Origin of the sequence: Mycobacterium senriense, from assembly GCF_019668465.1 — a bacterium.
Lineage (GTDB): Bacteria > Actinomycetota > Actinomycetes > Mycobacteriales > Mycobacteriaceae > Mycobacterium > Mycobacterium senriense.
Genome location: NZ_AP024828.1, coordinates 1262242 through 1281942, shown reverse-complemented (window position 1 = coordinate 1281942; position 19701 = coordinate 1262242). Strand labels below are relative to the sequence as shown.

At 67.0% G+C, this 19701-nt stretch carries 16 protein-coding genes; 8 read left to right on the top strand and 8 right to left on the bottom strand.

Going from position 1 to position 19701, the window contains the following annotated elements; genetic code table 11:
• The first annotated feature begins 163 nt into the window (after window positions 1-163).
• The 3 genes from MTY59_RS06120 to MTY59_RS06110 all read left to right on the top strand — a co-directional run bounded on the left by MTY59_RS06120 (window position 164) and on the right by MTY59_RS06110 (window position 4790).
• Window positions 164-1261: a hypothetical protein gene (locus tag MTY59_RS06120; protein ID WP_221044882.1), complete on the top strand. Its 1098-nt coding sequence runs from the start codon at window positions 164-166 to the stop codon at window positions 1259-1261.
• On the top strand, window positions 1258-2802 hold the full coding sequence (locus tag MTY59_RS06115; protein WP_221044881.1) for a hypothetical protein: 1545 nt from the start codon (window positions 1258-1260) through the stop codon (window positions 2800-2802). The genes MTY59_RS06120 and MTY59_RS06115 overlap by 4 nt, the downstream gene beginning before the upstream one ends.
• Window positions 2803-2963: 161 nt before the next feature.
• Complete coding sequence (locus tag MTY59_RS06110) at window positions 2964-4790, top strand: phosphoenolpyruvate carboxykinase (GTP) (RefSeq protein ID WP_221044880.1); 1827 nt, start codon at window positions 2964-2966, stop codon at window positions 4788-4790.
• Between the two features lie 15 nt (window positions 4791-4805).
• Here MTY59_RS06110 and soxR read toward each other — a convergent pair whose 3' ends face one another.
• On the bottom strand, window positions 4806-5273 hold the full coding sequence (gene soxR, locus MTY59_RS06105) for a redox-sensitive transcriptional activator SoxR (RefSeq protein ID WP_221044879.1): 468 nt from the start codon (window positions 5271-5273) through the stop codon (window positions 4806-4808).
• A 61-nt stretch (window positions 5274-5334) separates the two neighbouring features.
• Between soxR and MTY59_RS06100 the strand changes: the two genes are divergently transcribed.
• From MTY59_RS06100 to MTY59_RS06085, 4 genes are read left to right on the top strand one after another with little or no spacing between them, the layout of a single operon-like run.
• Window positions 5335-6048, top strand: coding sequence for an SDR family NAD(P)-dependent oxidoreductase (locus MTY59_RS06100; RefSeq protein ID WP_221044878.1), 714 nt, complete (start codon window positions 5335-5337; stop codon window positions 6046-6048).
• Window positions 6045-7118: an S-adenosylmethionine:tRNA ribosyltransferase-isomerase gene (locus MTY59_RS06095; RefSeq protein WP_221044877.1), complete on the top strand. Its 1074-nt coding sequence runs from the start codon at window positions 6045-6047 to the stop codon at window positions 7116-7118. The genes MTY59_RS06100 and MTY59_RS06095 overlap by 4 nt, the downstream gene beginning before the upstream one ends.
• A gap of 34 nt (window positions 7119-7152) precedes the next feature.
• Window positions 7153-8670, top strand: coding sequence for a fatty-acid--CoA ligase FadD4 (fadD4, locus tag MTY59_RS06090; RefSeq protein WP_221044876.1), 1518 nt, complete (start codon window positions 7153-7155; stop codon window positions 8668-8670).
• A 3-nt stretch (window positions 8671-8673) separates the two neighbouring features.
• Window positions 8674-9633, top strand: coding sequence for an enoyl-CoA hydratase/isomerase family protein (locus tag MTY59_RS06085; RefSeq protein ID WP_221044875.1), 960 nt, complete (start codon window positions 8674-8676; stop codon window positions 9631-9633).
• Here MTY59_RS06085 and MTY59_RS06080 read toward each other — a convergent pair.
• The 5 genes from MTY59_RS06080 to MTY59_RS06060 all read right to left on the bottom strand — a co-directional run bounded on the left by MTY59_RS06080 (window position 9618) and on the right by MTY59_RS06060 (window position 13903).
• On the bottom strand, window positions 9618-10133 hold the full coding sequence (locus MTY59_RS06080; RefSeq protein ID WP_221044874.1) for a CD225/dispanin family protein: 516 nt from the start codon (window positions 10131-10133) through the stop codon (window positions 9618-9620). The two genes, MTY59_RS06085 and MTY59_RS06080, sit on opposite strands and share 16 nt — an antisense overlap.
• A 294-nt stretch (window positions 10134-10427) precedes the next feature.
• The gene (locus tag MTY59_RS06075) at window positions 10428-10733 is read right to left on the bottom strand and encodes a hypothetical protein (protein WP_221044873.1); all 306 of its coding nucleotides are present in this window, start codon (window positions 10731-10733) and stop codon (window positions 10428-10430) included.
• 211 nt (window positions 10734-10944) lie between these two features.
• Window positions 10945-11229: a hypothetical protein gene (locus tag MTY59_RS27220; protein WP_250160729.1), complete on the bottom strand. Its 285-nt coding sequence runs from the start codon at window positions 11227-11229 to the stop codon at window positions 10945-10947.
• 799 nt (window positions 11230-12028) lie between these two features.
• Complete coding sequence (locus MTY59_RS06065; RefSeq protein ID WP_221044872.1) at window positions 12029-12976, bottom strand: hypothetical protein; 948 nt, start codon at window positions 12974-12976, stop codon at window positions 12029-12031.
• Between the two features lie 246 nt (window positions 12977-13222).
• Window positions 13223-13903 (bottom strand): response regulator transcription factor, encoded by a 681-nt coding sequence (locus MTY59_RS06060; protein WP_221044871.1) that lies wholly within the window; start codon window positions 13901-13903, stop codon window positions 13223-13225.
• A gap of 951 nt (window positions 13904-14854) precedes the next feature.
• Between MTY59_RS06060 and MTY59_RS06055 the strand changes: the two genes are divergently transcribed.
• Window positions 14855-16810 carry a sensor histidine kinase gene (locus tag MTY59_RS06055; protein WP_250160728.1) on the top strand — a complete coding sequence of 652 codons (1956 nt, stop codon included), beginning with the start codon at window positions 14855-14857 and terminating at the stop codon, window positions 16808-16810.
• Window positions 16811-17009: 199 nt separating this feature from the next.
• Here the strand turns inward: MTY59_RS06055 and MTY59_RS06050 are convergent, their stop codons facing one another.
• Complete coding sequence (locus tag MTY59_RS06050) at window positions 17010-18551, bottom strand: hypothetical protein (RefSeq protein WP_221044870.1); 1542 nt, start codon at window positions 18549-18551, stop codon at window positions 17010-17012.
• Window positions 18552-18968: 417 nt separating this feature from the next.
• Complete coding sequence (locus MTY59_RS06045; RefSeq protein ID WP_221044869.1) at window positions 18969-19619, bottom strand: hypothetical protein; 651 nt, start codon at window positions 19617-19619, stop codon at window positions 18969-18971.
• Window positions 19620-19701: the final 82 nt, after the last annotated feature.

The following is a 19701-nucleotide window of genomic DNA, read 5'->3' as shown; positions in this document are numbered from 1 at the left end:
GATTGATACCCAACAGTTGCCTCCACCTGGTAACTCATTAACGGTGGCTCGCTTCTTGGTGACGTGGGTGCCACCATTCGGTGGGACTGCTCGGGCCCGGCGCTGCCTCCGGTAGCGGCGACGCCGGCCGGGCATGGGGTCATCCAGACCGAACAGGCGGGATATGAGGGGACAAGGACACCAGAGTTTCGTCGACGAGCTGGCGCGCTTCGCCGCCGGCCACGTCGACCCGCGCCTGACGGCGATCGCGCGGCGGTCCGCCGCGCCCCTGCGCGTGGTTGTGCGCGGCCGCCGGGGGGTCGGCTGCCGCACCGTGCGCCGCGCCCTGGACGGCGCGGGACGCGCGGCGGGCATCTCGGTCGACAGCCCGGCGACCGAGCGCGCCGTCGACGCGGTGGTCTACGTGATCACGGAGGTGGTCAAGCCCGAGGACACCCAGGCCATCGCCCAGGCCTCAGCGGCCGGGCGCCCGGTGCTGGCCGTGCTGAACAAGGCCGACCTGGCCGGCTCGCTGTCCGGCCGGGGCGGCGACAGTCCGGTCGCGGCGGCGCGCGCCAGGTGCACGGAGTTCGCGGCGCTGATCGGCGTGCCCATGGAACCGATGACGGGTCTGCTCGCCGTCGCCGCGCTCGACGATTTGGACAGCGCCCAGTGGACGGCGCTGTCCGCACTCGCCGCTCACCCCGGCACCGCGCGCTTCGACGGCTCCTTCGCCGCATTCCTGGCCGCCGACGCCCCTGTGCCGACCGAGGTGCGGCAGCGCCTGCTCGGCACCCTCCACCTGTTCGGCACCGCGCTGGCGGTCGCCGCGCTCCGGCATGGCCGGACCCCCGCCCAGGTGCTGACCCTGCTGCACCGGATGAGCGGCGTCGACGCCGTCCTGGCCAAAATCGGCGCGCTGGGCGCCGAGGCGCGCTATCAGCGGGTGCTGGACGCCGTCGCCGAGCTCGAGGCACTGGCCGCCGGGGGCGGCACGCTCGCCGAGCGCATCAGCGGGTTCCTGTCCCGCGACGACACCGTCGTCGCCCGCATGGCGGCCGCCGTCGACCTGGCCGAGGCAGCCGGACTGGAGCCGGGCAACCCGCGACCCCTCGACGCGCATCGCGACCCGTCCGGGCACCTGCCGCGGGCGGTCCGGTGGCAGCGCTACAGCCGCGCGTCCGCCACCGAACTGCACCGCGCCTGCGGCGCCGACATCGCGCGCGGATCGCTGCGGCTGTGGTCGCAGGCGTGCGGCTCGCTGCCGGGGGAATCCTGGTGAGCGGCGAGACGGGCGACGATCCCGTCGCCGCGGTGGACGCCCTGGTGGCGGCTGCCGGGCCGGGGCTGGATCCGCCGGCGATTCAGCGCCGCGACGTGGTACTGGTGACCGGTCCGTGGATGGCCGGGGTCACGGCGGTGGCCGACGCCCTGCGGAAGCGGCTGCCGCAACACAAATTCGTGGAGTCGACGGACCTGGGGCCGGGCGAGGTGCCGACGGTCGTGGTGTTCGTCGTTTCCGCGGCGGCCAACCTGACGCCGTCGGACTGTGCCCTGCTGGACGCCGCGACCGAGCACACCGATGCGGTCGTCGGTGTGGTGTCCAAGGTCGACGTGCATCTCAACTGGCGCGACATCGTCGCCGCCAACTGCGACGTGCTGGGCGCGCACGCGGCCCGCTACGGCCGGGCGCCCTGGGTGGGTGCGGCGGCCCTGCCCGACCTGGGCGACCCCGAAGTCGACGACCTGGTCGACACCGTCTCGGCGCAACTCGAAGACCCCGATCTTGCCCGGCGAAACCGGTTGCGGGCGTGGGAATCTCGCCTGCAGACGGTGGCGCGGCGGTTTGACCGCGAGGTCGAGGGGTCGGGTCGGCGGGCTCGGGTCGAGGCGCTGCGCGAGGAGCGCAGCGCCGCGTTGCAGCAGCGGCGTCAGGCGAAAAGCGAGCGCACCATCATGCTGCGCAGTCAAATCCAGCAGGCTCGGGTCGCGCTGTCGCACTCGGCCCGTAACCGGTGCGCGGCCGTGCGCACCGAACTGCAGGAGTACGCGGCGGGTTTGTCGCGGCGCAATATGTCCGGCTTCGAGGCGGTCACTCGTGACCAGCTGGACGGGGTGGTCGCCGAGGTCAGCGAAAGCACCGACGCGCAACTGGCCGAGGTGGCGCAGGCGATGGATGTGCCGATGGAGCTGCCGCCGGTCGAGCAACTGCCGGCGGTGGACGTCTCCCCGCCGCCGCTGAAATCGCGGCGCCAGGAAACGTGGCTGACGGTCCTGCTCGGCGTCGGATTCGGCTTGGGGGTGGCGCTGACGCTGAGCCGGCTGATGAGCGGCCTGGCCTCGCGGCTGAATCCCGCGCTGGCCGTCGTCGCGGCACTGGCATGCGTGGCGATCTCGCTGGGGCTCACCTTCATGGTGATCAACCTCCGTGCGCTGCTGCACGATCGGGCGCTGCTGGACCGCTGGGCGAGCGACGTCACGGCCTCGCTGCAGTCGGTCGCCGAGGAGCTGGTCGCCACCCGGGTGCTGGTCGCCGAGTCGGTGTTGAGCAAGGCGCTGCTGGCCCAGGACGAGGCCGAGAACGCGGAATTGTCCGCCTCGGTGGGCGTCATCGACACCGAACTGCGCGAGCACGCCCTGGCTGCCGCGCGGGCCTCGGCGGCACGCGATCGGGAGATGCCCGCGGTGACGGCGGCCCTGGCGGCCGTGCGTGCAGAACTGGGAGAACCGGGTATACGAGAAGGCGAAAGTCACTCCGAAGACGACGCCGGTGACGAGACCGAAAAACCCGCTTCGAGGAGCGAAGATGGCGACCAGTCGTGAGCTTCTGAATCGTTGTTGTGAGAAGGCTTATACCTGCCCGAGACTCACCCGACAAGGTCCTCACGATAACCTGTAGTTAACGCCACCAATTCCTTAATTGTGTGGGCGAGAGCATAGCGAGCAACACCAGCCCGATACGCAGATGAATCCAGGAGAGTTCGATGACCTCAGCGACCATTCCCGGTTTGGACACGGCACCCACGAACCACCAGGGCCTGCTGTCATGGGTGCAGGAGGTCGCCGAACTCACCCAACCCGACCGGGTGATCTTCGCTGACGGCTCCGACGAGGAGTTCAACCGGCTGGCCACCCAGCTGGTCGAGGCCGGCACGCTCAAGAAGCTCAACGAGAAGAAGCACCCGAACTCCTACCTGGCGCTCTCGGACCCGTCCGACGTGGCGCGCGTGGAGTCCCGGACCTTCATCTGTTCCGAGCGTCAGATCGACGCCGGGCCGACCAACAACTGGATGGACCCGTCCGAGATGCGGTCCACCATGACCGACCTGTACCGCGGCTGCATGCGCGGCCGCACCATGTGGGTGGTGCCGTTCTGCATGGGTCCCCTGGGCGCCGAGGACCCCAAGCTGGGCGTGGAGATCACCGACTCCGAGTACGTCGTCATCTCGATGAAGGTGATGACCCGGATGGGCAAGGCCGCCCTGGAGAAGATCGGCGACGACGGATTCTTCGTGAAGGCGATGCACTCGGTGGGCGCGCCGCTGGAGCCGGGCCAAAAGGACGTGCCGTGGCCGTGCAACGACACCAAATACATCACCCACTTCCCCGAGACCCGCGAAATCATGAGCTACGGCTCGGGATACGGCGGCAACGCGCTGCTGGGCAAGAAATGCTACTCGCTGCGGATCGCCTCGGCGATGGCCCACGACGAGGGCTGGCTCGCCGAGCACATGCTGATCCTCAAGCTCATCTCCCCGGAGAACAAGGCCTACTACTTCGCCGCGGCCTTCCCGTCGGCGTGCGGCAAGACCAACCTCGCCATGCTGCAGCCGACCATTCCGGGCTGGCGCGCCGAGACGCTCGGTGACGACATCGCCTGGATGCGGTTCGGCAAGGACGGCCGCCTGTACGCGGTCAACCCCGAGTTCGGTTTCTTCGGCGTCGCGCCGGGCACCAACTGGAAGTCCAACCCCAACGCCATGCGCACCATCGAGGCCGGCAACACCGTCTTCACCAACGTGGCGCTCACCGACGACAACGACGTGTGGTGGGAGGGCCTCGAGGGCGAGCCGGAGCACCTGACCGACTGGAAGGGCCGCGACTGGACGCCCGATTCCGGCGAGAAGGCCGCGCACCCCAACTCGCGCTACTGCACCCCGATGTCGCAGTGCCCGATCCTGGCGCCGGAGTGGGACGACCCGCAGGGCGTGCCGATCTCGGGCATCCTGTTCGGCGCCCGCCGCAAGACCACGGTGCCGCTGGTGACGCAGGCCCGCGACTGGCAGCACGGCGTGTTCATGGGAGCCACCATGGGCAGCGAGCAGACCGCCGCCGCCGAGGGCAAGGTCGGCACCGTGCGCCGCGACCCGATGGCCATGCTGCCGTTCCTGGGCTACCACGTCGGTGACTACTTCCAGCACTGGATCGACCTGGGCAAGAACTCCGACGAGTCCAAGATGCCGAAGGTGTTCTTCGTCAACTGGTTCCGCCGCGACGAAGACGGTGGCTTTCTGTGGCCGGGCTTTGGCGAGAACAGCCGGGTGCTCAAGTGGATCGTGGACCGCATCGAGCACCAGGCCGGCGGCCAGGACACCCCGATCGGCATCGTGCCGACCGCCGACGACCTTGACCTGGACGGCCTGGACGTCGATGGCGCCGACGTAGCCAAGGCGCTGGCGGTCGACCCCGCCGAGTGGCGCGAGGAACTGCCCCTGATCGAGGAGTGGTTCGAGTTCGTCGGCGACAAGCTGCCCACCGGCGTCCGCGACGAGTTCGAGGCGCTCAAGCAGCGGCTGTCCGAAGCGGGTTAAGACCCGCGACGGCCGCTAGCCGCTAATCGCCCGCCGCCGTAGCGATCTCGGCAGGTACATCGCTCCCGCTCCGGTGCTGGCCGCCTGGTCGCCCGGGTTGGAGATGGTGCAGCGCTTCAGCGACAGGCAACCGCAGCCGATACACGAGTCGAGGTTGTCGCGCAGCGCGACCAAGCCGGCGATCTGATCGTCGAGGCGGGCGCGCCAGGTTTTGGACAGTCGGCCCCAGTCGGCGCGGGTCGGCGTGCGGCCATCCGGAAGTGTGGCGAGTGCCTCGGCGATCTCATCCAGGCTCAAGCCGACGTTGCGGGCGGCCTTGATGAAGGCCAGGCGTCGCAGCATCTGCCGCTCGAAGCGGCGCTGGCCACCGGTGGTCCGGGTCGCGGTGATCAGGCCCTGGCTCTCATAGAACCGGATCGCCGACGCCGCGAAGCCGCTGCGGTTCGCTATCTCACTGACGGTGAACAAGTCTCGCTTATCCATTGTGGCCTTCTCGAATTCATGACTTGACTTAAACTTTACTTCAACTATCAGTATGGGGGGCATGACTCAACCCAAACAGCAACCCGTCGCGATTGTCACCGGCGCCTCGCGCGGCTTCGGGAAAGCGCTTGCCGCCGCCCTGCTCGACCGCGGTTGGACCGTCGTCGGCGATGCCCGACGCGCCTCCGAACTGGAATCAACTGTCCGAGAACTGAATTCACGGAATTTCATCGCGCTGCCCGGTGACGTCACCGACGCGTCGCACCGTGCCGAGTTGGCTGCGGCAGCATCGGTCGGGCCGCTTGGCCTCTTGGTGAACAACGCCAGCCACCTGGGGCCCAGCCCGCAACCGGTCCTCACCGATTACCCTGCGAGCGAGTTATGGACGGTGTACCAGACGAACCTGTTCGCGCCCCTGGCCCTGATCCAGATCACGTTACCGGCGCTGTCCGAAAACGCCGGCGTGATCGTCAATCTGACTTCCGACGCCGCCGTCGAACCGTACCCGGGCTGGGGCGGGTATGGCTCGTCGAAGGCCGCGCTCGACCAACTATCGGCCGTCCTGGCCGGCGAGACGCCCGCGGTGCGCGTGTACGCCTTCGACCCCGGGGACATGCGCACCGAGATGCACCAGGCCGCCTTCCCTGGTGAGGACATCTCCGACCGTGCCGAGCCGGCGTCCGTCGTGCCGACATTGCTGCGATTGCTCGACACGCGTCCGGCTCCCGGCCGCTACCGCGCCGCGCAGCTTGCGCCGTCGGGAGTGCAGCTATGACCGCCTCATGGACGCTGCCGAGCCCGCAGACGCAGTTCCACCGATTGCCGACGTCGGGTGCCACCGAGCCGCCGGAGGCCCGCGGCGTCGCCAGGGACGCGGTGAAGCTGCTGGTCGCCCAGCCGGGCAGGGTCGACCACGCGCGATTCAGCGACCTCGGTGACTACCTGCGACCGGGCGATCTACTGGTGGTGAACGACTCGGCCACCCTGCCCGCCGCCGTCGATGGTGACCGCGCCGGAGGGCCGATCGCCATTCACTTCTCCACGGCACTCGCCGCCCTGGTCTGGGTGGTCGAACTCCGGCCGGCGGGCAACGCGACGGGGAACCTGACCGACATCCGGCCGGGCGAACGCATCGAGATGCCGGGCGGCGGCGTGCTGGTCATCGAGTCGTCCTACCCGCAACCGGGGATCCGCGGGGCGCGGTTGTGGGCCGCGCGAGTCGTTGTGGAGGGTGACGTCGCCTCGTATCTGGTCCGGCACGGCCGACCCATCCGGTACTCGTATGTGCCACGGCCATGGCCGCTGCGCTACTACCAGACGGTCTTCGCCAGGCAACCCGGCAGCGCTGAAATGCCGAGCGCGGCGCGGCCGTTCAGCACAGAACTAGTCACCGACCTCGTGGCCGCCGGCATCGCCATCGCGCCGATCACGCTGCACGCGGGGGTGTCGTCGGCGGACGTGGGCGAGCCACCGGTCGCCGAACCCCTCCACGTGCCCGCCGCGACCGCGCGACTGGTGAACTTCACGCGCGCGACCGGCGGACGGGTGATCGCGGTGGGAACCACGGTGACGCGCGCCCTGGAGTCCGCCGCTGGCGCGGACGGCGTGGTGCGGCAGGTGGACGGCTGGACGGATCTGGTGCTTGGGCCCGGCCGGCCATGTCGTGTCGTCGGCGGCCTGGTGACGGGCTGGCACGATGCCGGCGCCTCGCACCTGTTGTTACTGGAGGCGGTCGCCGGTCCGCAGCTGGTTGCCAGGGCGTATCGGGAGGCGGTGGAACACGGCTACCTGTGGCATGAATTCGGCGACAGCGCGCTGCTCCTGCCCGGCGGAGCGACCACTTAACACCCGTCAAGTTTGGCGGCGGTACAGTCTGCGCATGCAGATCCGCCCGTACGTCGGCGCCGACAAAGCTGCTGTCATCCTGTACCCGTCCGGAACGGTCGTCACATTCGACGACCTCGAGGCCCGTGCCAATCGGCTGGCGCACCGGTTCCGCGCGGCGGGTCTGCGCGAAGGCGACACCGTCGCCATCCTGATGGAGAACAACGAGCACATCCACGCGGTGATGTGGGCGGCTCGTCGCAGCGGCTTGTACTACGTGCCGATCAACACCCACCTGACCGCGGCAGAGGCGGCCTACATCATCGACAACAGCAGCGCGAAGGCGATCATCGGGTCGGCGGCGCTGCGCGATACCCTCGCCGGCCTGGCCGAGCATCTGCCGGGCGGGTTGCCGGAACTGCTGCTGATCGCCGACGGTGACCTGCCCGGCTGGGAACGTTACCCGGAATGCGTTGCAGGCCAGCCCGATACCCCGATCGACGACGAGATCGAGGGCGACCTGCTGCAGTACTCGTCGGGCACCACCGGCCGGCCCAAGGGCATCAAGCGCGAATTGCCGCACGTGCCACCGGCCGAGGCGCCCGGCATGATGTCTGCTCTGGTTGGTTTCTGGATGACGCCCGACTCGATCTACCTGAGCCCGGCTCCGCTGTACCATACGGCGCCGTCGGTGTGGTCGATGAGCGCGCAGGCCGGTGGCATCACTACGGTGGTGATGGAGAAGTTCGACGCCGAGGGCTGCCTGGACGTCATCCAGCGGCACCGCGTCACGCACGGCCAGTTCGTCCCGGCGATGTTCACCCGCATGCTGAAACTGCCTGAGCGGGTTCGTCATTCGTACGACCTTGGCAGTCTGCAGCGGGTGATGCACGCCGCCGCGCCTTGCCCGGTGGAGATCAAGAAGCAGATGATCGACTGGTGGGGCCCGATCATCGACGAGTACTACGCGTCCTCGGAGGCGCACGGGTCGACGTTGATCACCGCCGAAGAGTGGCTGGCGCATCCGGGTTCGGTCGGCAAGCCCATGGGGGGTGCCGTGCACATCCTCGACGAGCACGGCAACGAGCTACCACCCGGGCAGGCCGGCGAGATCTACTTCGAGGGTAGCTATTCCTTCGAATACCTCAATGACCCAACGAAAACCGCCTCATCGCGCGACAAGCACGGCTGGGCCACCGTCGGAGACATCGGCTACCTCGACGACGAGGGCTACCTGTACCTGACGGACCGGCGCCACCACATGATCATCTCCGGCGGGGTGAACATCTACCCGCAGGAGGCGGAGAACTTGCTGGTCACCCACCCGAAGGTGCTCGACGCCGCGGTGTTCGGGGTGCCGGACGACGAGATGGGCCAGCGCGTCGTGGCGGCCGTGCAGACCGTCGACCCGGGTGACGCCACCGACGAATTCGCCGACGAGCTGACAGCGTGGCTGCGAGACCGGCTGGCGCACTACAAGTGCCCGCGATCGATCGCCTTCGAAGCGCAGCTGCCGCGCACCGACACCGGCAAGCTCTACAAGAATGGGCTGATCGAGAAATACTCGGTGTGAGCGATGCTCCGGGTGGTCGACCTGTCGAGCGCGCCGCAGGACGGGCTGCCCTCGTCGCCCGGGGTGATCGTCGCCGCCGGCTCGGTCGCCGACATCGCCGAAGCCGGATCCTGGCTTGACGCAGCAACTTTCACACTGACCGAGGAACCGTGCACCGATCGGCGGGTGATAACCGTCGATTCGGTGCCGGCGACCGTGGCTGAGTTGACGGCGCGGTGCCGGCGCTGGCCGCACGCCAGCGGAATCTGTGACGACGTATTGCGCGCGGTGGATCCGCGCGGCTCCACGCTGTCCGGGGTGGTGACGGAGTCGTTGGCGTACTCGACCCTGCAGGCCGGCCCGGAGTTCGCGCAGTGGTTGCGCGAGCGCGGCCCGGTCCGCATGCCGGAGATCCCCGACCCGGTGCGGGTGACCCGCGACGGCGACGTCGTGCGAATCGCGTTCAACCGACCGCAACGGCACAACGCGTTCTCCACCGATGCCCGCGCCGCGCTGCTGGAGGCGCTGACGGTGGCGCAGCTGGATCCCTCGGTCACCGGCGTCGTGTTGAGCGGCACCGGCCCGTCGTTCTGCAGTGGCGGTGACCTGGCCGAATTCGGCACCTTCGCCGATCCGGCGAGCGCGCACCTGGCCCGCACCCGCTACAGCCCCGCCTTGGCGCTCGATGCGCTGGCCGCCCGGCTCGGCCGTGCGTGCCGGGCCGAGGTGCACGGCCGGGTGATGGGCAGCGGATTGGAGATGGCGGCGTTCTGCGGGTGGGTCAGCGCCCGCGACGACGCGGTGTTCGGGCTACCCGAGCTGGCGTTGGGGCTGCTCCCGGGGGCGGGCGGCACCGTCAGCGTCACACGGCGGATAGGCCGTTGGCGCACAGCGTATCTCGTGTTGTCCGGCCGCACCGTCGACACGGGGACCGCGACGGCCTGGGGGCTGGTCGACGAGACCTGGGATCAGAAGCCCGGGTAGGTGGTGGTGGTCGTGGACGGGATGGACGACACTATCGCCGCGAACATGGCGAACCACAGCACGACGCCGATCACCGCGGCGGCGGCACCGACCACCGCGCTGATGATGGCCCACTTCTTGGCGTTGTTGGACGCCTCGTAGGCCTCGGCGTACCGTCCCTGGGCCCACAGCCCGGAAACCTTGTTGGAGTAGACGATCGACACGATCCCGATCGGCAGGCAGCACAGCACCGTGCACAGGATCGCCCAGACCAGATAGTTGTCCGGCTCCTGCCCGTACCAGCCCGGTTGGGGTGCCGGCCATCCCGCGGGCGGGGGCTGGCCCTGCCACCCCGGCGGCTGCTGAGCCTGCCATCCGGCGGGCTGCTGGCCCTGCCATTCCGGTTGCTGGCCTTGCCATTCCGGTTGCTGGCCTTGCCATTCCGGTTGCTGGCCTTGCCATTCGGGCTGCTGCCCCGGCCACTCTGGCGAACCTCCGGGCGGCACGGGGGGATAACTCATAGCGGCTGCCTTTCCCTTTGGTTCCCGCGTCCGGCGAACGACTTTGCTTACGCACGGTTTGCCAGCCGGAGAAGTCAGGTAAATATACTCCGAAACTTCGGGTGGGTGGGCAGGGCCGAGCCCGAAAGGAAAGTCAAAATTTCCGCTTGGCCGAATCGCTTACGCCTGAATCGGTACGCGGGATTGGTAGATCGGCAAGGGCAGGGTCGCCACCAGATCCACCGTGCCGGTTGTCCTTCTCACGAAACGCCGGCCTCATCCTTGTCACGGCCGGCGACGGCATTTGGGTGGGGGTTAAGACCTGTAGGCGGTCGCGCGTGTTACGACCGCATCGTAACAGGGGCGCGTCGTGTCTTGTTTGTACACACATTCGCCTGCATTGATCCGCGCAGCATCAGCATTCGCGTCTCCCTCGGTACTCCAGAAGCGCACGATCGAGCCCATCCGCGGGCGGTCGTCGTTGCTTCGGCGAACCTTGGCGTCGACGGCCCAGTACTGCCCCGTCTCGGTGATGGCATGCACGCTTGAGTGTTTGGCCGCCCGGTAGCTGTCCGTCCCGCAGCGGCCGCGGGCGGTAACGCGCAGTTCCTTCGCCGTCACATTTGATTCCTCTCTTCGGGGTCACTGCAGCTCTGCACGTAGCACTACAGGCATTCGCCGTTATGGACCATGAAGCACTTGTCGCACCGTGCCTCTGGCTTCTCGGGGCGCGCCGCGTCACTGCCGCCCAGGTGGACGTTGCCTAGCGGTGTCAGCTTGATCGACGGATCGAGTTGTTGGAGTTGAGTCAGTCGCGTCTTGATGTGCTGATCTAGCTCAGGAGAGCGTGGATAGTTGAGCAGCTCTCGATAGAGAGTCCGACTTGCATTTCGGCCTCAGAGGGGGCGGCGAGTCTATCGTCAAGTGTCAGTTGAACATTCCTGCGCACCTCGGTGATCCGGTCGACCTTTACGGGCTCTCCCGCTGATGCGGCAGCGGCGATTTCGGTGTCGGTGAGATCCTGCTTCATGCCGATGAGCACCTTCGCGTAGCGGGTACGCGGGTGTTTGAGCAGGATCTGCTTGATCTCGTCTCGTAGCTGGTTTTGGCCGGACATCTGATCCCTCCATCGAGTCGGCTCGACCGCTTTAGCAGAATAAGGGTCTGGCCTGACATGTCTGGGCTCCCGGCAGCGCCGAGGGATCAGTAATTGCCGGCTGTTTCACTGAAAGACCCTGAGCGGTTGCTGGTTTGGCAGGGTTTGCATCGGTCGGTTTAGCTGTATCGATTCAACGATTCCTAGCGGGGGGCGGTTAAGGGAGCCAGAAGCTCCATCCTGGGGGTGCCGGGGGCCAGGTGGGGTCTGGTTTCCAATCGGGTGGCGGTGTCCAGCCGGGGGGGATTGGCCATGTGGGTGGGGGATTGAAGCGTCTCGGGGGGGTTACTGCCGATGGGGACGGCGTGGAGGTGGCACCGGGATGGAGGGGCGGAGACGGGTGTTGCCAGGCGGGATGCGGGGAGTTCGGATCGCGGTAGGCCGCGAGGTTGTTTGCGCCGGCTTTCCATGCGCCGGTGACGCGTTCCTTGAGTCCGCGGGCCTTATCGGGGTTTCTCATCAAGTAGCCCCCGACTCCGGCGATGAATAGGATGGGCGCGGCAAGCCAGGCCGATCCTCCACCGCCACCGAAGAAGAAGAAGTGCCGCGAGCGGCCGCCCCGGCGAGCGACGAATTCGATGGCGTCGGCCATTCTTGGCGATCCGCCGGAGCCGTGCAACGACCACAGTGTGTCAAGTGTTGTGGACATGCCTTGGCGGGCCCTCTCTGACGATTGAAGATTCGCTACGTGACAGAGCGCAGCTCAGGTCGCCCGTGCGACGCGCGCAGCCCTGGGCGCGCCAGTCGTGGCGACTTCGTGTCACTGGGGGCGTGTCTTGAAGGCCCCGTTGGTTGATTGGTGGTGCTGCTGAAGGGCTTTGAGTAACCGGTCACCAAAGGATTTGTAGAGTCCGTAGCCATCCATGCGTTTCGTCAGGGGCACCGGGATGAAATTGACCCGGTTACGCCGCCACGTCCACCTGTCGAGGTGGGTCGAAACGAAGGTCCACCCCGATGGGTCGGGTCGCAGCGTGACGTGGAACTCCAGGGGTTTCCAGGTTGAGCCGCGGACGGTGAAGTTGGCACGGTCGGCGGTGGAGCCGGTGAACTCGACGCTCGAGAGGGGGCCGCGCAGGCTGTTGGCGGCGTCGACCGCGATGCGGATTGCCTGGTCTGCGGCTACGGGGGTTTGGGCTCGTAGTCCGGCCTTTTCGTGGTAGCCCTGGCGAAAGCACAGGGCCCAGACCGCAATCGCCAGGAGGAGCGCGGGGATTTTGACGCCTGGGCCACCGGTCAGGAACAGCATCAGCGCGACGAAGCCACCGGCGACTCCTGCGACCAGTTTGAGATGTCCGGGGGCGGCCAACCACTGCGCGATCGCGTCCCCGGTGAAAGGGGTGTTCTGGGGTGGCGCGGCTCCGGCACTGGCGCCTGCGGGGGGCGGCGGTGGCCAAGCTGGTTGCGGGGGCGCGGTGTAGTAGGCGCGGTCGGGATCTGCGTGGGCGAAGCCGGGTTGGTTTGGTGCGGTTGCGCCGAAATGCGTTGCGGCTTGGCGGTGGTATTCGGCGTGCGGGTTGTTGTGATGGGGACCGGTGGGGGTATCGCTGGCCGGGAGCCCCATTGGGGCGCGACTGTCGCCTGGGTGGGGTGTAGGCCAGCCGGCGGCAGGCGGCGCGGTGGGGGCCCATGGCGGGCTTTGGGGCGCGGAAGCAGAGCCGTTGTAGGTGTAACCGGTACCGAATTCGCTCGGCGGCAGGTTGTCGCTCATTACTTGGGTGTAGCACGTGGTTTCCGTCGACGGGCCTTGCCGAGATGCTTTTAGTACGAACGACTGACAGGGTCGCCGGCGTTGAGGCGACGTCGGTGTGTGTCGAGTCTTAGTCATGCGCCCTGCGGTGTTTGTACGGCAGCGACGCCCGTTGATTGCACTGGCCGCTGAACACGATCTGCGCAACGCCGAGGGATGGCCGACGGTGTCATTACGCCGAGCGGTCCCACCGCGGGGCGGGCGCACTCACAGGTCCGTCAGGCTCAGAATGCCGTCTTCGATGGCGCGTGCCAGCAATGCAGACTTGGTGGGCGCGGGGCGGCCGACGGCGGCGTATTTGGCCCGCGCGCGCTGCAGGTGGGTGCGCACGGTCGTGGGAGCGATGAACAGTCGCCTGCCGACGAGGTCCTTGCTTTCCGTTTGGAACCAGGCGATCAGCACTTCTTTTTCTCGCTCGGAGAGGTTGATCCGCCCCTGGGTTTGGTCGTTGATCAGTGCCTTGGCCATGCGGGGGCCCACATAGGGTTCCGCGGCGTGAGCGGAGTGGACGGCTTCGATAAGGTGCCGTTGCCCTTCGGTTTTGACCAGGTAGGTGAGTGCACCCAAGTCGAGGCTGGTCAATATGACTTCGTCGGCGAACATGTGCGAGAAGACGATGACGGGTTGGCCCGCGTCGCACAGTTTGCCTAGGGTATCCCAGTCAGGGCGCCTGCCGTCGATTTGCAGATCGAAGATGACGACATCGACCTCGTCGCTGGGCTGCGTCAGGTAGCGCGCGAAGTACTGCCGGGGATTGTGGAAGCTGCCGACGACATTAATCGGCGGATCGGCCTTCGCGCACCATGCTTCAACCCCGGCATGGACGACGTCGTGGTCGTCAATGATTGCGACCCTGACCGACGGTGACCGATTATCGGTAGCGGCCATAGCCGTAATCCCCCCCGACTATTCAGATTTAGCAAACTGTCGTGTTGGATGCCCGTGGGCATAGTTAAGCACCGTTCGGGCAAGCGCGCGGGCGGGTCTTGAAAAATTTTGGTTACCGCCATCTCGCTGGGCTTCCCTGTCGCAGGACCGGCGCATGCCGCCCGCTTTTTTGCACGTGCGTAAAGGTTGATCCAGGCGGCGGCGACAGGTTGTTAGCGGCCTAAAGCAAATAATGGCCTGCGCGATGGCGGAGCCGCCCTTGTAGAGCGCTCACGGGAAACGGTTCTTGTGATGGCTCACGATGAGGGGCCTTGTGCCCGAGGCCTAACAATCCGTCGGCGTCGCATGGCAAGGAGGCGCAGGGATGAGCTGTCACCAACAGCTGCCTGCCCCAGGAAATTAGCGGGACACCCTGGATTCGTTAATGCGAGGTCTTCCATCTGGGTTCTGTCACGAAGGCGCCCTACGGGAGCCGCGGGCACAGGACTCGTCCCCTGCCGGCGGGCGACCCACGCGTCGATGTGCCGGTTACCCCAGGTGGTGCCGTCTTGGCCGATGCAGTTCCGTGTTCGATGTCATGTGTGCAACGGTCGTCATGTGAACTCGGTCGTCGCGGAAGACCCGTCGGTGGTGGGCCGGGCCGCAAGCGCGCCGGCACCCGGGGCCGCGTCGCAGCGCCAGCTGATGCGTCGCGCCGCGGCCGTCGGCCTACTGATGCGCAATTGCGCCAACCTATTAGTGGTTTCGATGTCGCTGGCTGATCCGGCTTCGCAGGCTCGGTTGCCGGGCAGATGGCTGCTGGGCGCTCTGGGGCTGTGGTCGCTGTACCGTCTGACCACCCGTTCACAGCACGCTGCCCTCATGGCCGCGGACTACGGATTCGTGCTGGCGATATGTGTGGGTATTCCGATGTTGGTTGGTCCCGGTTTTTACACACACAACAGTGCTCCTGTGGCGATCGCCGGCACCAGCGTCATCGCGTTTTCGGTTGCGCTGTCGGCGCGTGTGTCGTTGCCGATGACGGTGGGCGTCGCCGCCGCGTTCGCCTGCGGGTCGGCGTCCGAGGTGGGCTGGGCCCACCTCGGAGAGGTCTTCAACCTGTACTACTTCGCTCTCCAGTGGACGACGTCGGCGCTGATCCGTGTGGTTTTGTTGCGGGTAGCCGCCGCGGTGGACCGGGCCCGTGCTGATCGGCAGGCTACCGAGGTGAACGAAGAGGTCATGAACGCGGTGCGCGAGTTCGAGCGCGAGCAGCTGGCGTTGCTGCATGACACCGCCGCGTCGACGCTGCTGATGGTGGGGCAGGGCACCATGTTGCCGCCGCCTCGGCTGGCCGCCCAGGCCCGCCGCGATCTCGAGCTGCTCGAAGAGAGTCCGTGGGTGGCGCCGCCAGCGCGCACGGAGTTGGTCGCGGCTTTGCGTCAGTGCGCTGCTCACCTGTCAACGCCGGTGCGCTTTGTCGGGAGCGAGCAGGTCTGGCTCGACGGTGAGATCGTCAGGGCGGTGATCGCAGCGGCCCGCGAGGCGATGAACAATGTCGATCGCCATGCAAACGCCGGACTGTTAACCATCACCGTGTCTTCTGCCGCAGTGGTGCTTGAGGACGACGGCGTCGGGTTCGAGTTTCCAGCCCCGCAGCCTGGTCATGGCATCGCTGATTCCATCGTCGGACGGATGCGCCGCGCGGGCGGCGACGCCCTCATCGGCTCGGCCCCGGCAGCGGGAACCCGGGTGGAAATGTCCTGGCCAACGGGCCCCTACCGTGCCGCACCCGTGTCGCCGGTCGACCCGGAACGGATGATTCACCGCAGCCGGGCAGGCTACGGGCTGGCGCTGACAACCTATGCGGTGGCCAACGTGGTGGTGATGTTTCCTTACTCGCTGGTGCGTGGCGACCATCCGGCGGCTCAGGTATTGCTGGCGGGAATTGCGGTGACCAGCACCTTGATGGCGGTGTCTGGCATCCGGCACGGGCGCTGGCGCGCGCGGCGGATGGCTGTGTTGGCCCTTGCGGTGGTGACGGCCGTTCAGCCACTTTTGTTGCCGCCTGCGGAGCTGGGTGGCCAGCACCATTGGGCGCAAGCCGCGGTCGGCTGGTGCCTGCTGCCGTTGCTGCTGGGGTCACGCGCCGGCACGGGCGCGGCCCTGCTGGTGGGCTACTGGGTGCTTGGGGCGGGGGTTGAACTGAGCCGTGCGCCCTCGGCGGAGCATGTGGTCAACATCGGATTGGGCGCTGCGAGCATTCTGGGGGTGCAATTGTTCGCCTTGGCGTTCACCGCGTTGATGAGTGACGCCGCAGCCGACGCTCAGGCCGAGACCGAAGCTCACCACCGCCTGATTCGGCGTGACCGGGTCGCGCAGGCGGTACGGGTCGAGTACCGGCAGCACTATGCGACGTTGGTGGATAACGTCGTGCCGTTGTTGGAGACGCTCAGCCGCGGCGGCGCCGTAGACGACGATGTGCGCCGTCGGGCCCGCGCCGAATCGCGCCGTTTGCGGGTGTTGTTCGACCAGGCCGCGGTGTTTGACCATGCGCTGATGCGCCGACTGAGGCCCGCGGTAAATGAGGCGGCGTTCAGGCAGATTGATGTGGCCGTGGGTGTGGCCGGTGAGCTGCCCGAGCTGACTGATGCTGAAATCGACGCTCTGGTAGCCCCGTTGGTGCAGGTGTTGCAGGAGGCTACGTCATCGGCGCGTGTTGTCGTGTGTACGACATCAGGTGAGTGTTGCGCCAGCATCGTCTGCGATCAGATATCGGACGCGGACAGCCTTAATGCGCGGCTGCGCTGCGACGCTGACGACGTCGACGTCGACGTGGTAGCGGCCGGGCAGACGGTGTGGGTGCTGGTTCGGCATCGGTTCAATGGGAGGGCCGTTGGAGGCGCCGCGCCGCGGCAGCTTGGCTGACCGCCTATCGCCGAAATTATGTCGAAGGAAGCTGTGTCGCAACCTGTTCGGCTGCTGGCGCTGTGGCCCCCGACGTAATGCGTTGCGGCGCTTGAGTGGGTCCGCGTAGCCGGCGGGGGACAGCGGACTCCGAGGGCCTGAAGACGCAGAGCACGATGTCGAAGGTGCTCGCCATCTGCTGGCGATGGCGTTGCACGGCTTACGGATTGAATGCTGTGGTGCCGTCGACGGGGTGGGTGGTGCTGACGAGTTTGGCGTAGCAGTGGTCGTGGTCGAGGTGGTGGTCTCGGCACCATGCCAGCGCGCCGTCGGCGTCGGAGAAGACGACGCCAGCGATGGTGACCCAGAAGTCGGGCACGGAGAAGGTCGACCAGTCCCCGGTCCGCAGCAGCCGCACCTCGGGGTACTGCAGCCGCATTTGAAGGTGCTCACGCAGGGTGGCGACGTTGTCCCAGGTGATTCCGTCGGCGACGAGCCCGGGTCGTTTGGAACTTAGTTGCGGTACCCAGCGGTCCACGAGCGAACCGATCACGAAGGGCCGGTCGGCGTTGGCGAGGGCGCGCAGCGCGTCGAAGCTCGCCGACTCGTTGTCGCCGGATGGCGGTGGGGCAGGCCCCACCGCGATGCTGGTCGGATTCGACCTGGTGGTGCCGGTGACCGGGGCGGTGGTAACCGTGGACGGGGTTTCCTGGCAGGCCACCACGAGTGTCTGGACGTTCAGATCGGTCGGGCCGGTCTGCGGGGCGCCGCTGGTGGGTGCCTGCTGAGTGGAAACCGGTAAGCGCCAGAACGATCCGAGCGGGAAGCGGAACTCGTGTTCGACGGCGGGTTGGGAGCTGGTACCGGAGCCGGGTGGGATCACGATCGGAGACTTCGACAGGTCGAACACCCCGGCGGCGACGTCTTGGCCGCCCGAGGTCACGCTGATGGTTGTTTGCGGGGAGATGAGCACGTCCCCGCCCGGGCACAACGCGACGATTTTCATCCTGATCATTAGTCCGCCCGAGTCGGTGCGGATCGCTTCTGGCTGAAATTGCGGTGTTCGGCCGCATTTGGTGACCAGCCTGGTACCACCTTGACCTTCGGTGGGGCTGTCGCTTGCGGCGGCGGTTTGCGCCGCGACTGCCACGTAGAAAGCCTTAGCCACTTTCCGGGTGGCCAGATGCCCATCGGCGGGGCCGACGCTCACGCTCCAGCCGCCGAAGCCCTTGTCGATTCCCTGGTCGGGTGGTCCCCACACGGCCGAGAAGGTGCGCGGCGAGGAGATCGAGGATGGGTCATGGCAGGCGTAGTGACCCACCCAATTGGGGTGCTCGGTCGGTCGGTCCCAGGCACCGCCGATGCGTACCCGGCATTGTGTGCCGTCGTCGAGCTGCAACGCGAATGGGATGGGGTCGCCGGCCAGCGGCTTGCGCGGCGTGTTGAGTCCTTGCGCTCGGATGCGGTAGAGCACGTGGGAGAAAGGATCAATCAGACATAGAACGTGTGTGCCGTCAGCTGCGGGCCAGCAGGCATCACCAGAGTCGGCGCTGGCGCCACAGTCGCGCACTCCGGCGGATTTGTCGTAGCGCGACGGCGAGCCGAACGAGCAGTCGATGGGTTGGTTCGCGCGACTGGTGTCTTCTGTCCAGCCATTCTCGACATTGCCTTGGGCATCAACGGGTTGCAACACGACGATGTCGGGCTGGTTCGCGCGGTGATAGACGTAGGCGATGACGGAAGCCAGGGCTACGGTTGCCACGACCGCGATTGCGACCCATCGCGGATAACGCCGGAGGAATAGGGCCGGCGCGGAGTTCGGAGACCCAGGGGCCCACAGTGGCGCTGCTTCCCTTGCCGGTAGGCCCGCGCTGTGGTGGGTTACGGGCTGGTCGATAAAGAATTTCCATCCCGGTGGTGCAGGGGGCCACGACGGATCCGGTTCCCAGTCAGGGGAAGGCATCCACCCTTGGGGCACTGGCCAATTCGGGGGCGCATTGAAGCGCGTTGCAGGCATCAGGCGTCCTCCGGCGGGTTGATGAATGGCCTCGTCGTCACCCACCACTCGAAGCTGGCGGTCGACAGGAGGTGGATGGTCGCTGGTGATTGGACTGTCCGGGCCAAAGCGGTTGAGGCAAGGACGCATTCGGTCCAGCCTCATTCGCTTTATGGTTCACCATCACCACGGTGCTTCTGCCCAGCCGAGGTAGGTTGCGCCGGGCGTGGGGTCGTAGGTGTTCATTACCTGAACGTTGTGGCCGGCGCCGGCGACCCCTCGATAGTTCGCCTCGACGCCGCCGGAGACGAAGGTGCCATCGCCCCGAGCGATGTCGATGTGGCCTGCTCCGCCATCGAGTGAGTTCTCCGAGAAGACCAGTGCGCCGCGTGGAAAGTTCTTGTCCATGTGAATGCGTCCCTGGGAAGCGAGTGCGTTATGGAACTCTTTGGCCGTCTGGTAGCCGATTCCTGGCACCCCGTAGGCCCAGGCGACGAACTGGCCACAACCGCGCGGGCCGAACATGTCGCTGCCAACCGCGGAATTGGCCTTGGCCACAGCGGCGTCGGCCTTAGAGGACGGTGCGGCAGCGGGCTGCTGTCCGCCCGGGCTGCACTCCGGTCCAAGCGGGTTGAGGGTGTGCGTCTCGATATCGACGTCGGCGACGAAGTGACCGTCTGACGTCTTATACCAGAGGTTGTCCCACCCGCCGTTGGGGATGTTGAAGCTGAAGTAGCCCTTCACCCGCTCGCCGGTGGTGTGGCAAACCAGGCTCAAGACCTGGCCGGCGTGGTATGTACCGTCCTGCCCGGCGTTCAATGCGGGCCCGTTCATCCGCTGTGTGCTCTGGGCCTTCACTGTAGCTGTCACGTCCGCGTTTGCCGTGACGGCTAAGACAGCGCTGCATAGCAAGGTA